Here is a 13,501-nt window from a genome sequence, read left to right on the forward strand (position 1 = left end):
TTTAATGAACATGTCGAAATACATTAAAACAGGATTAGTAGCATTTTTGTCTGCCGGAATGGGTGTTTGGTTTACCTTGGAGTATTTAGAATTCGCAGGCCTTAAGCAGCAGGAAGCAAATAAAGAAGAAAGCAGGTCCTATGCTCAAAAAAATGCAGACTTTGTTTCCAACAGCTCAGTATCTAATTCAAACTTGCTGCCAGCGGAAGACTTTGTGGATGCCTCAGAGCAATCTACGAATAGCGTAGTGTTTATTAAGAACCTAAGTGTAATCAATTACCGGACCGGCCACTGGATGGACTGGTTTTTTGAGCCCAGGACGTCACAACGAATTAGCACTGGTTCTGGGGTGATTTTTTCAGAAGATGGTTATATCGTAACCAATAATCATGTGATCGAAGATGCGGATGAGATTGAAGTGGTTCATAAGAAAAGAAGCTACAAAGGCCATATTGTCGGTACCGATCCTTCCACCGACCTGGCTGTAATCAAGATTGATGTGAAGGACTTTCCTGCAATTGCAGTTGGAAACTCGAGTGAGGTTAAGGTCGGAGAATGGGTATTAGCCGTGGGCAATCCATTCAATTTGACCTCAACAGTAACGGCAGGTATTGTTTCCGCAAAGGGACGCAACATCCATATACTAAAAGATAAATTTCCTATTGAATCATTCATTCAAACGGATGCCGCCATTAACCCCGGAAATAGTGGCGGAGCCTTGGTTAATAGGAATGGAGAGTTGATTGGTATTAATACAGCGATTTTATCTATGACCGGCTCTTATGCAGGCTATGGATTCGCAGTGCCAGTGGATATCGTCAAGAAGGTGTTTAATGACATTGTTCAGTATGGCGAAGTGCAAAAGGCTTTTTTTGGTGCCGAATTCGCAGACATCGACAATGAGCTGGCGGAGGAATTGAATATCAATACCATGAATGGTGTCATTATTACTCATGTGCAAAAAGGATGGGCAGCAGATAAAGCAGACTTGGAGAAAGGAGATGTGGTTGTGGCTGTCAACGGAGAGCCATTATACGACAAAGCGCAGCTGGAAGAAATGATCGGCTACAAGTATCCGGGAGATTTGATTCAATTGACATTGAAACGAGGTAATAAGGATATAGAGAAAACCTTGGAGTTCACGAACCGTGAAGGAACCACAGAAGTACTTACGAGGGATATTTATAAGTCTCAATCTATGCAGGCCTCTTTCGAAACCATATCGAAGGCTGAAAGAGATTTGTTAGGGGTTAAGTCTGGAATTAGAGTGGTAGAAGTGGGTAATGGATTTTTTAGAAAGCTGGATATCCCTGAAGGGTTTATAATTACTGAGATTAATCACAGCAACATAGAATCTCCTCAGGAACTAGAAAACATTTTGAACAAAATCAGAGGAAAGGTGATTGTATCAGGAATTACCACTTCAGGTAGAAAAGTTTACTTTCCGTTTCTATTCTAGAAAGTAGGAGAGAGGAGAATAAAAAAATGAAAGCCTATATGGCTTTCATTTTAAATTTCTTTTTTAGCTCAGAGAACGATGACCTAAATCGAGCATCGGTATCGAGCATATCGTTGACCGACTGTAACGCGTGAATCACAGTACTATGATCTCGCCCTCCAAAGTGGCTTCCAATACTTTTTAACGAATGATTGGTGTAGTCCTTTGAGAAGTACATAGCCAACTGTCTGGCAATAACTATTTCCTTCTTCCGAGTCTTAGCTTTCAGGTCGTCAGACGATACATTGAAGTATTCAGAAACTGTCTTCTGGATGTAATCAATACCAACTTCTGACTCAATATTTTTAACGATAGACTTAAGTGTCTGCTTGGCCAGCTCTAGATCAATATCAGTTTTATTGAGTGAAGAATGTGCTACCAATGAAATAAGTACACCTTCTAATTCTCTGATGTTAGTATCTACACTATACGCCAAATATTCAAGGACTTTATCATCGATAATCAATCCATCATCTTGAAGTTTCTTCTGGATGATCGCTAGCCTGGTTTCGAAATCAGGATTTTGCAAGTCTGCAGTTAATCCCCATTTGAATCTTGAGACCAATCGTTCTTGTAAACCTTGCAATTCGGTAGGTGGTCTGTCACTAGACATGACGATCTGCTTACCGTTTTGATGCAGATGATTAAAAATATGGAAGAAGATCTCCTGTGTTTTCACCTTATCTTTAAAGAACTGCACATCGTCTATAATCAACGTATCCACGTTGAGATAGTAATTCGTGAAATCCTGAAGGTTGTTGTTTTTTAAGGCCTCAATGAATTGATTGGCAAATTTTTCGGAAGCCACGTACAATACAAAGTTTTCCGGAGACTCCTCTTTTATTTTATTTCCGATGGCTTGAACCAAATGCGTTTTTCCAAGTCCAACACCACCGTAAATCATCAATGGATTAAATGATGTCACGCCAGGCTTCGTAGCTACAGCAAAACCAGCTGATCTTGCCAAACGGTTACAATCGCCTTCAATATAGGTTTCAAATGTATTTTCTGGATTCAGATTGGATTTTTGGTAACATCCATCTACCGCTTGAAGGGCGAAAGGACTCGCGAAACGCTGATTTTGATCCCCCTTGATTTGTCCAAATTTAGAAATTCCGTTTTTTTGTGCCAAATTGACCGTGTACGGCTGATTCGAGGAATTTCCTTTGTCTACAATTACTGAATATTCTAATTTCCCTTCCTCACCAATTTCTGCTTGAATTGCTGCTTTAAGTACTTGTACGTAATTATCTTCAAGCCATTCATAAAAGAACTGCGAAGGAACCTGAATAGTAAGTACAGGATGGGTGAATTTTATGGGAATAATGGGTTCAAACCAAGTTTTAAAGCTTTGTTCGGGTATTTTTGACCCAATGAACTCCAAGCACTTATCCCATATTTTTAGATGCATTCGTTTAAAATTGTTGGTGGTTAAAAACTGATTATTTTCAACATCTCTCTCTAAAGCGGACATCAAATTTGAAGAAAAAATAATTAACAAAAAAATCAATTGTGTATTGACTTTTTGGAAAATTGTTCTATCATCTATAGCCGCTTCTTTTTTTTGAATTTTCTTCGAAAAATGCACTTTTATTACCCTCAGGAGCTTGTTTGTAGGATTTTCAATAATTAATTCTCAAATTTTCCTTCTTCGTTCCTAACGCTTTAAATTGCGATTTCTACCCAATTATTATGATAAAAGAATACAATTTTGACGAGTTTGATAAAGCTTCAAAAAAGGAGTGGACAGACAAACTCATTCAAGATCTAGGTGCAGATACGGTACAGCGTATTTCTAGCTGGAAGTGTGAAAGAGAATTGTCTCTTTCAGCTTATTACAACGAAGAAGACGCGAAAGACAAACTCCACATACCTTTAAAGAAGAGCCTGGATTGGAAATACCTTCAACCGATAGGAATCAATGCAACGAATGAGAAGGTACTTGATGCATTAATGAATGGTGCTGACGGGCTGACTTTAGAAAGTTCTCAAGTAAATGATTTGGAGAGACTTCTGAATAAAGTTTCTCCTGAGTATTGTACTTTGGCTTTAAAGACTTCAGGTTTAGAGGACTATCTGAAGTTTGTGACATGGTGGAAAAGTAAACACCCTGCGGAAGGTGAAGGTGAAGTGTTACTGTTCCAATCTTTGGGAGAGGTAGACGCAACAATAAGCCAAAACCATTTGACACTATTGGAGGGCTTACTCTCTGCAAGTACCCATGGACATCGAGTCATTAACGTTGACTGTGGTCTTGTGCAAAGAAATGGAGGAGGAGTTGCTACTGAGCTTTCTTTTTTGCTTTCACAATGTGTCTTCTATATCAATCATTTAATGGATAAAGGATATTCATTAGATAAGATAGTAAGCAACATTTTTGTGAGTACGGATATTGGCTCTAGCTATTTTTTAGAGCTGACCAAGGTACGGGTAATGAAAATGTTGTTGGCGCAGTTGCTAAAGCAATATGGTGTAGAGGATTTAAGTATTCCAGTACATGGTTCTACCTCTCCAATTACAAAATCTTCTTTGGATTCAAATACGAACTTTTTGAGATGCACTTCTGAAGCGATGTCCGCTGTTTTGGGTGGGGCAGATTATTTAACCATTGATCCAAGCCATTCTTTGGCTTCATCTGATAGAATTGCTCGAAACATTTCAAACTTGATGAAGGACGAATCTTATCTGTCTAAGACTATGGACCCTGCAGCAGGGTCTTATTATATGGAAGACATGTCAAAAAAACTAGCTGAAGAGTCTTGGGAAAAATTCCAAAACATTGAAAGTAATGGCGGTTTCAACTCTGCTGTAAAAGAGGAAGTATTTCAATCAGAAATTGCCAAAGACGTAGAATTTCAAAAAAATAGAATCGCTTCCGGAAGACGTAAAATGGTAGGTGTAAATGATTTCGGTAATGCTGATGAGAAGATTTCATCCGATGAACTGTTAGTGACATCAGAATCATTATCTGTTGAGTTTGAAGCTGTTAGAAAAAGAGTTGAAGAATTTGTGTCTGAAAGCGGCGAAGAGAATAGGCCTACAGTATGTCTAGTGGCAACTGGGGCTAAGGCTAAGATGATAAATGCTCGCTATACATTTGTTACGAATTTCTTTAATTGGGCAGGGTTTAGAGTGACTAAAATGGATAGTCTTGAAGAGATGCCCGACTATCACATCGTAGTCTGTTGCGGAGCGGATGAAGACTATAGTCAGCAAGAAATACAAAAGATAAATGGTATTGACAAGTCAAAACTTGTATGGGCTGCTGGTAAAAGTACTGACGCTACTTCATCAATGATTTCTGGTTGGGTAAATGCTAAATCCAATCGTTTACAAACCGTAATAGATGTGTTAAATCAAATAGGAGTCACTCAAAACTCATCATTGTCATGATCAAACCAGATTTTTCAAAACTTAGTTTTAACCAATTAGATTGGAATACAAAAACAAAATCGCAGGATACAACCTCATTCATGACTCCGGAGGATATTCCTGTAAAGGAGAACTACAGTTCTGAGGACACCAAGAAGGCAGAGCATATTGGTTTTTCTGCTGGGCTTCCACCCTTTTTAAGAGGGCCTTATTCGGCAATGTATGCCTCCAGGCCTTGGACGATTAGACAATATGCAGGTTTCTCTACCGCAGAGGAATCCAATGCGTTCTATAGAAGGAATTTGGCTTCTGGGCAAAAGGGACTGTCTATAGCCTTTGATTTGGCTACACATCGTGGTTATGATTCAGATCACGAACGTGTGACTGGGGATGTAGGTAAGGCTGGTGTAGCTGTCGATTCTATTTTAGATATGGAGATTTTGTTTGATCAAATCCCTTTAGATCAAATGTCGGTATCTATGACCATGAATGGGGCAGTACTTCCTATTATGGCCTTTTACATTGTTGCAGCGGAAGAGCAAGGTGTAGATAAATCAAAGTTGAGTGGTACCATTCAAAATGATATCCTGAAAGAGTTTATGGTGAGAAATACTTTTGTATATCCACCTAAACCTTCCATGCGCATTATCTCTGATATTTTTAAGTATACCTCAGCGCACATGCCGAAATTCAATTCCATTAGTATTAGTGGATACCACATGCAAGAGGCAGGAGCTACGGCCGATTTGGAATTGGCCTTTACTTTAGCTGATGGTTTAGAATATTTGAGAACTGGAGTTGAAGCTGGTATCGATGTCGATGTATTGGCACCAAGGCTATCTTTCTTTTGGGCTATTGGAATGAATCATTTCATGGAAATTGCAAAGATGCGTGCGGCTCGAATCTTATGGGCAAAAATGGTGAAGACCTTTAATCCAAAGAATCCAAAATCCATGGCTTTGCGTACCCATAGTCAGACTTCCGGATGGAGTTTAACAGCTCAAGACCCTTATAACAACATTGCAAGAACTTGCATTGAGGCCATGGCGGCGGCATTTGGTCACACACAATCGTTGCATACCAATGCCCTGGATGAAGCCATTGCGCTGCCTACCGATTTTTCAGCGAGAATTGCCAGAAATACTCAGATTTATCTTCAAGAAGAAACAGATATTACCAAGGTTGTTGATCCATGGGCGGGTTCTTATTACGTAGAGTATTTGACAGATCAGCTGGCTAGAAAAGCTTGGGATACGATCAATGAAATAGAAGAGATGGGAGGGATGGCAAAAGCTATTGAAACCGGAATGCCTAAATTGAAAATAGAAGAGGCTGCAGCAAGAAAACAGGCAAGAATAGACACCAAACAGGAAATCATTGTAGGTGTAAATAAATATCTTACAGAAGAAGAAACAGATATTGAATTGCTGGAGGTGGACAATGAAGCGGTGAGAAAATCTCAAATCCAACGATTGAATAAACTCAAGGCGGAAAGAGATCAATCTGCTGTAGATAGAGCTTTATCCGATCTTACGAAAAGTGCTGAAACGGGCGAAGGGAACTTGCTAGACCTGTCGGTAAAGGCTGCCAGAGTACGAGCTACTTTAGGAGAAATTTCGTTCGCCATGGAAAAGACATTCGGAAGACATGTGCCAAAGACGTCGGCTGTTTCAGGTGTATTTGCAAAAGAAGTGAAAGACAATAAAGAAATAAAAGAGGTTTTAGATCTGGTGGATAAGTTCGAAGAACTGGACGGTCGAAGACCTAGGATCATGGTCGCCAAAATGGGTCAAGATGGCCACGATCGTGGAGCCAAGGTAATTGCCACAAGTTTCGCGGATTTAGGTTTTGATGTGGATATCGGTCCGCTTTTTCAAACACCGGAGGAGGTAGCCAAGCAGGCTACTGAAAATGATGTACATATCATAGGGGCATCGAGTCTGGCTGCGGGCCATAAAACACTTGTACCTGCATTGATCGCAGAACTAAAGAGACTCGGAAGGGAAGATATAATGGTAATCGCAGGAGGTGTAATACCTCCTAAAGATTACGATTTTTTATATGAAGCCGGCGTAGCAGGTGTTTTTGGTCCAGGAACCAAAATATCTGACGCAGCTACAGATATACTAGTGAAGTTGATCAAAGAAGTGCAGCAATAACTATTGCTGCACGTACATAATTTCTTTTACTGCCTTCACCGTTCTTTCTACATTTGGAAGGATTTCTTCAATCAAGGTAGGGGCGTATGGAAGCGGCACATCTCTATTTGTGATCCTGTGAATAGGAGCGTCCAAATGATCAAATGCTCTCTTTTGGACGATATGGCTAATTTCAGAAGATAGCGATGCCAATGGCCATGCTTCTTCTACAATTACCAATCGATTAGTTTTCTTTACCGATTCAATGATTGTGTCATAATCAATAGGCCTTACTGTTTTCAGATCAATAACTTCAGCATTAATTCCTTCTTTAGCAAGTTCTTCAGCTGAGCTATTGGCTACCTTCATGAATTTACCAAATGATACGATCGTTACATCAGTACCTTGCTTAACTACTTCAGCTACGCCGATTGGAGTAAGGTATTCACCTTCAGGAACTTGGCCTTTGTCTCCGTACATCAATTCAGATTCCATGAATATCACAGGGTCGTTGTCTCTGATCGAAGACTTCAACAGACCCTTAGCATCTGCTGGATTAGAAGGTATCACTACTTTCAAGCCTGGGCAGTTCGCATACCAGTTTTCAAAGTTCTGAGAGTGCTGAGAGCTAAGCATACCAGCATTTCCTGTAGGTCCTCTAAATACGATAGGGACATTGAATTGACCACCTGACATAGACATCATCTTGGCCGCACCATTGATCACCTGATCGATGGCAACCAACGAGAAGTTGAAAGTCATGAACTCAACGATAGGGCGAAGTCCGTTCATTGCAGAACCAACGCCAATGCCAGCAAAGCCTAGTTCGGCAATAGGAGTATCAATAACTCTTTTCGCTCCAAACTCATCAAGCATGCCTTGACTTACTTTATACGCACCGTTATACTCTGCAACTTCTTCTCCCATGAGATATACGGATTCGTCTCTTCGCATTTCTTCACTCATGGCCTCTCTAAGGGCTTCTCTGAATTGTAATTCTTTCATCGGAAATTAATTTAACGTTTTATAGCTTGGGTGCGTCGTTCTTGATCTAGCTTGAAAATCTAGTTGAAGAATTTCAAGACCGCTAAATTATTACAACGGCCTCAATAACGCAATCAAACAGCGATAAATAGGATAGAGTTAAAACAAAAAAGTCTCACTTCAATCAAGAAGTGAGACTTTCCATTCAAATGATTAGAGATCTTATTGCAATGCTTCAGTTACCTGAGAAGCATAGTTTGAAAATTCAAGGTCGTTCAACGCCTTCTCTTTCAATTCAGGATCTTTTTCGATAGCAGTTTTCAAGCTAGATAGCATGTCAGCATCGTTTCTAAGTCTTGCAGAAGCAATTGCAGAAGCATAATAAGCTTTAGCGAATTCAGCATCCTGCTCAGAAGCGTTACCGAAACCAGTTACGGCATTTTCAAAGTCTTTGTTTAGCAATAGAGCCAAACCTCTGTTGAATGCTACGCTAGTAGATTCGTTAGCTGTTTTCAAAGATTCGAAAGCAGCATCGTACTCACCTCTCTTGATTTCCAAAGAGCCTTTCACAGCGTTCATGCCTGCAGCATGATCAGCAGAAGGGCTTTTTTCCAATCCAGCAACTACAGCATCGTAAGCCTGAGCTTTGTCCCCTTGTAGTGCATAAGCAGTAGCCATGTTAGCTAATACTTCAGCAGCGTTGTTTTTGTTAGCAGCAATTTCCAATTGAGTAATTGCCATTTCAACTTTAGAAGTTCTTTCGTCACCTTCAGCAGCAATTGCCATTTCTAGGTATACAGCTCCTAAGTTGTTGTGTGATTGCCAGCTACCATCTTTCTTAGTAGATGCTTTGAAAATTGCTTCTCTTTCAGTCAAAGAAGGAGTTAAAGTAGCAGCAAACATTAATTCTTCACTTGAAAGTGTATCAGCACTAGCAGTTCCTTCAGCGATTTGCTTTGCCAATACAGCAATTTCTGCGTTTGTTTTCTTTTCCTTAACAGTAAGAACTTCAGTTTTAGCAGCTCTCAAACCTGGGTAGATGTCTTTGAAGATTGCTTTGTAAGAATCCAAGTTCTGTAAAGCTTTTTCTTTGTCTTCGAATACACCAGCACCATTTACAACTTTTAAGATTTCAGACTTCTGAGCATCAGACACACCTTCATATGCGCTTAAAGCATCTTTGAAAGCAGTCCAATCTTCAACTACAGGCTTAAGGATAAAGTTGATAGAATCAGCCATGTCCTTGTAGTCATATCTTCTCATTTGCTTTCTGTAGTAGCTTTCGATAGCCTTAGCTCTAGCTTCAGACAATCCAGAGTTGATAGTCTCAGTACCTTCAGGAGAGTGAGTACCAGTGATAGTTACTGTTTTAGTTACGTTTTTGTCTGCGATGAAAGCAGCAAATTCTTTTCCTTTTTCGCTTCTTGTCTCAGAGCTTCTCAATACAGAGCTTCCTTGATCGAAGTAGAGGTCAACGTTAGTTGGTACAAGTTCTTCTTGGTCATTGTAACCGTGGAAAGCGTATGCGCTATAGAATTCATCTTCTACCAATTGAGAAGTAGTGATGATTCCTTTGGCTACTTCAATTCTTGCAGCTTCTTTGGTCTTAGCATTTTTATCAACTGCAACTCCTTGTACTTCTAAAGTTCCTTGGCTAGCAGCTGGGTCGAAAAGAAAGCTATAAGTAGCGCTTTGTCTTGAAGTAGTTGTTTTGCTGTCAGGGAAATCTGCAGCGTCAAATACCATTTTACCTACTTCAGTATCGTTCTCACCAGACTTGTAGTAAGTAGTTAGATTGTATACATAATTTTGTGGGAGCATTTTTGCTGGTAGTACCACAGACATGTCAAACTTCACAGAGTCGCCATGTAATTCAAGTGGACTAGGTACTACATCTACTTGCTGGGTGGCAGCAAGCTTTACCATGTTGTTCAGAGCACTACAGCCTGATAACATTGTTAAGCCTACGAAAAAGGCTATTACAATATTCGATTTTCTCATTTGAATAATTGTTTTATTAAAATTGATATAACTTTTTGTACTTATTTTCGGAATAATTGCAATAATACGGAAAAAATAAATATATCCTAAACTAATAGAAGACAAATAAATTCGACGTTTTACGTTAATTTTGCAGGGTTATGAAAGGAATACAGGATTTTTTTGAGAAATATGCATTCGGGGTTTGTACCAGACTAGGGGAGAAGCTTAGAATTCCCTCTTCAAGCATTAGGTTGTTCTTTATATATACATCCTTCCTCACCTTTGGATCGCCAGTGTTGGTGTATTTAATGTTGGCTTTCATTATGAATTTCAGAAAACATATAAGAAGAAGGCATTCACTTTGGTATCATTGAGAAGATGAGAGTTTGAATGTTTTAAATTCTACAGATATAAACTGATTCTACCTGACCTTCAATTAGGAATTTATTTTTAGGTTTGCACTTCAAATTTCACCATTAATCTATGCTATTAGAATTTGAAAAGCCCATAGCTGAGCTTGAAGAAAAGCTGGCCGACATGAAGATGCTCGCATCTAACAACGATGTAGATGTGAATGAAGCGGTCAAGACTTTGGAGAAGAAAATTAAAAAACTAAAGAAAGATACCTTTGATAACCTGACTCGCTGGCAGCGTGTTCAGTTGTCACGTCACCCAGAACGACCATATACACTCGACTACATTTATGAAATAACGGACGAGTTTATAGAGATCCATGGCGATAGAACCGTCAAGGATGATAAGGCCATGGTAGGAGGGTTTGCATCTATGGATGGACAGACCGTGATGATCATTGGGCAACAAAAAGGGAGAAATACCAAACAGCGTCAAATGCGAAACTTTGGTATGGCCAATCCTGAAGGATATAGAAAGGCTCTGCGCCTAATGAAGATGGCTGAAAAATTCAACAAGCCTATCGTTTGTTTGATTGATACGCCCGGCGCATTTCCTGGATTAGAAGCCGAGGAAAGAGGGCAAGGCGAGGCTATAGCCAGAAACCTAAAAGAGATGTTCATGCTCAAAGTGCCCGTGATTTGTGTGATCATAGGAGAAGGTGCTTCTGGAGGAGCATTAGGAATTGGTATAGGGGATAGAGTGCTAATGATGGAAAACTCATGGTACTCAGTGATTTCACCTGAAAACTGTTCTACTATTCTTTGGAGAAGTTGGGACTATAAGGAGCAAGCTGCTGAGGCATTAAAACCTACAGCAAAGGATATGCTGGCCAATGGTATGGTGGATGGAGTAATCAAGGAGCCTGTAGGTGGCGCTCATATTGACACGACGGAAGCGGCCAAGGAACTTAAAAAAGCACTCGTTTCAAATTTAAAAGAGCTCGATAAGGTTTCTCCAGAAGAGAGAATAAGTCAAAGAATTGACAAATTTGGTAAAATGGGTGTGGTAGCCTCGTAATTGTAGTTGATGCTGAAGCTACTGGCCAAACTTATTTTTCTCAAGATACTCGGATGGAAAATCAAAGGTGATATTCCTACGAGTATAAAAAAGTGTGTAATTGCTATTGCACCTCATACCAGTAACTGGGATTTTTTTATTGGTGTAGTGGTTCGGCCCATTAAAAATTTACGTTCGTCATTTTTAGTAAAGAAAGAACTTTACAAATTCCCTCCGCTAGGATGGTTGCTAACGGGTATGGGTGGAATCCCTGTAGATAGAGGAAGAAGGGCCAATAGTTTGATAGATCAGGTAGTCCGAATTTTTAATGAGCGGGAGGTGATGAGATTGGCGATTACTCCGGAAGGTACTCGATCTAAAGTGAAAGATTGGAAAACTGGGTTCCACCGGATTGCGATTGCTGCTAATGTGCCGATTGTTCCATGCAGTTTCAATTTCAAGAAGAGGGAAGTGGAATTTATGGAGCCGTTTTATCCTTCTGATAATTTGCAGGAAGAAGTGGAAATGATCCGAAGCAAGTTTGTTGGGATTCCAGGAAAACATCCAGAACTTGGAGTCGACTAAATCAGTATAATACCAAAAGCATTGGTGTGATCTTAATTATTATTTTATTGGTGGTTGCTGCTGCACTGCAGATTGGCATATTTCTTTATTCAAGAAATTTAAAAAAGAAGTGGAAGAGTGATGATGTACTTGCCAAGTACAACATCAGATCAAGAAGTGAATTATTCGCTACCTTAAATCGTCAGGACATTCCGGAAGACGATTTGATCAAGCTCAATGATATCTATAGTAGTCAGGAGGAGTGAAATGAAATCGATCTTTAAAAAACTCTTTTTGATTCCTATTTGGATTTACCAATACAGTATTTCTCCTTTATTCCCATCTTCTTGCAGATTTTCACCCACTTGTTCGCAGTATACCAAAGAGGCTATTGAAAAACACGGAGTAGGAAAGGGTTTAATTCTTGGAATTAAAAGGATTGCAAAATGCCACCCTTGGGGTTCTAGTGGGTATGATCCTGTACCATGACCATTATCATGAATATTCAAGAGGCAATATTTTTATGAAGTAAAAACAACCTTATCTTTGCAGTTCAAATAAACCAAAGTACGTTGGAAAAGAAAAAAGGATTTTACTGGTCGGATGAAAGAGAGCCACACTTCAAAAGAAGAAAGGAAATTCTAGCTAAGCATCCGGAAGTCAAAGAGCTTTATGGCATAGACAAAGGTTTAAAATTCAAGATTCTGGGTCTAGTCATTTTTCAGTTGGTTTCAGCACCATTTGTTGCTGAGCTGGCCTGGTACTGGTACCTGCCAATTGCATACATCTTTGGTGCTTCTGTAAGTCACACGATTTTTCTAGCCATTCATGAGCTAAGTCATGACCTCGCTTTCAAAAAGAAAGTATTGAATAATTGGTTAGCCCTTTTTGCGAATATTCCGATTGTGGTCCCTTATGCGATTTCATTCAAAACCTATCACCTCAAGCATCATTGGGAGCAGGGTGATGAACATAACGATACGGATTTGCCTACTCAGGCTGAAGCTAAAATATTTAAAGGCATCCTTGGTAAAATACTGTGGGCCACAAATCAGATTCTTTTTTATGCATTCCGCCCTATGTTCGTTCACCCAATAAAATTAGAGAAGTGGCACATTTATAATATTATTTTCCAGCTTGTTGCAATTGGTATCTATTGGTATTTTGTAGGTACTGGTGCTATTCTATATTTACTATTGTCCATATTTCTTGCGGGGAGTTTACATCCTTTGGCCGCTCATTTTATTGCAGAGCACTATGTTTTTGAAGAAGGGCAGGAGACCTACAGTTACTATGGCTGGTTGAATGTGTTTGCATTGAATGTAGGCTATCATAATGAGCACCATGATTTTCCGAATATTCCGGGGACTCGGTTGCCAAAATTGAAGAAAACAGCACCAAGTTTCTACGATAATCTTTTTGTTCACAAATCCTGGGTCAACGTGCTTGTTCAGTTCGTCACTAATCCAAAAATCGGGTTGAGTAGTCGGATAAAGAGAAACAATAGTATTTAGTCCTTCGGAGAATAGAATCTCTCCTTTAATCCACGTAA

12 protein-coding genes are annotated in these 13,501 nt (G+C 39.6%); 9 read left to right on the forward strand and 3 right to left on the reverse strand.

Annotated elements, in window-relative coordinates:
• The first annotated feature begins 10 nt into the window (after nucleotides 1-10).
• Nucleotides 11-1,459, forward strand: a complete 1,449-nt coding sequence (locus ACO6S2_RS09900) for a S1C family serine protease (protein ID WP_422362338.1) — start codon at nucleotides 11-13, stop codon at nucleotides 1,457-1,459.
• A gap of 34 nt (nucleotides 1,460-1,493) precedes the next feature.
• On the opposite strand, the gene dnaA is transcribed toward ACO6S2_RS09900, so the two are convergent.
• Nucleotides 1,494-2,909, reverse strand: a complete 1,416-nt coding sequence (dnaA, locus tag ACO6S2_RS09905; protein WP_420581166.1) for a chromosomal replication initiator protein DnaA — start codon at nucleotides 2,907-2,909, stop codon at nucleotides 1,494-1,496.
• Between the two features lie 281 nt (nucleotides 2,910-3,190).
• Here dnaA and ACO6S2_RS09910 point away from each other — a divergent pair, with 281 nt between their 5' ends.
• Together ACO6S2_RS09910 and scpA are read left to right on the forward strand one after the other, a co-directional pair.
• Nucleotides 3,191-4,891 (forward strand): methylmalonyl-CoA mutase family protein, encoded by a 1,701-nt coding sequence (locus ACO6S2_RS09910; RefSeq protein ID WP_422362339.1) that lies wholly within the window; start codon nucleotides 3,191-3,193, stop codon nucleotides 4,889-4,891.
• Nucleotides 4,888-7,029 (forward strand): methylmalonyl-CoA mutase, encoded by a 2,142-nt coding sequence (gene scpA, locus ACO6S2_RS09915; protein WP_422362340.1) that lies wholly within the window; start codon nucleotides 4,888-4,890, stop codon nucleotides 7,027-7,029. The genes ACO6S2_RS09910 and scpA overlap by 4 nt, the downstream gene beginning before the upstream one ends.
• Here scpA and ACO6S2_RS09920 read toward each other — a convergent pair whose 3' ends face one another.
• Together ACO6S2_RS09920 and ACO6S2_RS09925 are read right to left on the reverse strand one after the other, a co-directional pair.
• Nucleotides 7,030-8,013, reverse strand: a complete 984-nt coding sequence (locus ACO6S2_RS09920; RefSeq protein WP_422362341.1) for a pyruvate dehydrogenase complex E1 component subunit beta — start codon at nucleotides 8,011-8,013, stop codon at nucleotides 7,030-7,032.
• A gap of 201 nt (nucleotides 8,014-8,214) precedes the next feature.
• Nucleotides 8,215-9,993: an OmpA family protein gene (locus tag ACO6S2_RS09925; RefSeq protein WP_422362342.1), complete on the reverse strand. Its 1,779-nt coding sequence runs from the start codon at nucleotides 9,991-9,993 to the stop codon at nucleotides 8,215-8,217.
• 140 nt (nucleotides 9,994-10,133) lie between these two features.
• Here ACO6S2_RS09925 and ACO6S2_RS09930 point away from each other — a divergent pair, with 140 nt between their 5' ends.
• From ACO6S2_RS09930 to ACO6S2_RS09955, 6 genes are all read left to right on the forward strand, one after another.
• On the forward strand, nucleotides 10,134-10,349 hold the full coding sequence (locus ACO6S2_RS09930) for a PspC domain-containing protein (RefSeq protein ID WP_422362343.1): 216 nt from the start codon (nucleotides 10,134-10,136) through the stop codon (nucleotides 10,347-10,349).
• Between the two features lie 109 nt (nucleotides 10,350-10,458).
• Complete coding sequence (locus ACO6S2_RS09935) at nucleotides 10,459-11,406, forward strand: acetyl-CoA carboxylase carboxyltransferase subunit alpha (protein ID WP_422362344.1); 948 nt, start codon at nucleotides 10,459-10,461, stop codon at nucleotides 11,404-11,406.
• A 9-nt stretch (nucleotides 11,407-11,415) separates the two neighbouring features.
• Complete coding sequence (locus tag ACO6S2_RS09940; protein WP_422362345.1) at nucleotides 11,416-11,970, forward strand: 1-acyl-sn-glycerol-3-phosphate acyltransferase; 555 nt, start codon at nucleotides 11,416-11,418, stop codon at nucleotides 11,968-11,970.
• A 26-nt stretch (nucleotides 11,971-11,996) separates the two neighbouring features.
• Entirely contained in the window at nucleotides 11,997-12,215 is a 219-nt protein-coding gene (locus tag ACO6S2_RS09945) for a hypothetical protein (RefSeq protein WP_422362346.1), read from the forward strand.
• 1 nt (nucleotide 12,216) lies between these two features.
• A complete protein-coding gene (gene yidD / locus ACO6S2_RS09950; RefSeq protein WP_422362347.1) occupies nucleotides 12,217-12,438 on the forward strand; it encodes a membrane protein insertion efficiency factor YidD in 222 nt (73 codons plus the stop codon).
• Nucleotides 12,439-12,521: 83 nt separating this feature from the next.
• Nucleotides 12,522-13,463: a fatty acid desaturase gene (locus ACO6S2_RS09955; protein ID WP_422362348.1), complete on the forward strand. Its 942-nt coding sequence runs from the start codon at nucleotides 12,522-12,524 to the stop codon at nucleotides 13,461-13,463.
• Nucleotides 13,464-13,501 lie beyond the last annotated feature (38 nt).

This window comes from Reichenbachiella sp., assembly GCF_965233835.1.
Taxonomy (GTDB): domain Bacteria; phylum Bacteroidota; class Bacteroidia; order Cytophagales; family Cyclobacteriaceae; genus Reichenbachiella.